Consider the following 539-nt stretch of genomic DNA (forward strand, 5'->3'; position numbering starts at 1 on the left):
GTATTGCTTAGTGCTGGTTATGCAGGAGCTCTTATGTCACATGGTGCAATGGTATTTATAATGATGATTCCTGTTACAACGGTAGTCATTATTGGTACGTATTTGCTGTACAAGCAGTTGAGCGTCTTTATTATTAGACTATGTAAAAAAAGTAAACGCTTCTATTGGACACAGACAAATATTATTACTTTGTCAGATTTAGCATACCGTATGAGAGATAACGCAAGAATGTTCTTTATTGTAACGATTATTTCAACAGTAGCATTTTCAGCAATAGGTACATTGGTTGGGTTTGCTTCGATGACGAAAGAAATTATGGACAGACCAATTGCGTTTCACTATCAGTCTAAGCAAGGTAATAGCAATGAGCCACAGCATCTGAAAATCATTGACGAAGGATTAAAGAAACATAATATAGCAGCTTCAAAAATAAATATTTCATCGAAGAAAACGGAGGAGCAGTCGTTAAGAAGCGCCATTTTTATAAAAGAATCAGATTATAAAGAATATGCAAAGTTAACAGGAGAACCATTTAATAC

General features: G+C 34.5%; 1 pseudogene. It reads left to right on the forward strand.

Going from position 1 to position 539, the window contains the following annotated elements:
* Positions 1-539: pseudogene (locus tag AC1DJR_RS33025) on the forward strand (ABC transporter permease); the annotation flags it as partial.

Source organism: Bacillus sp. 05T31, from assembly GCF_056396725.1.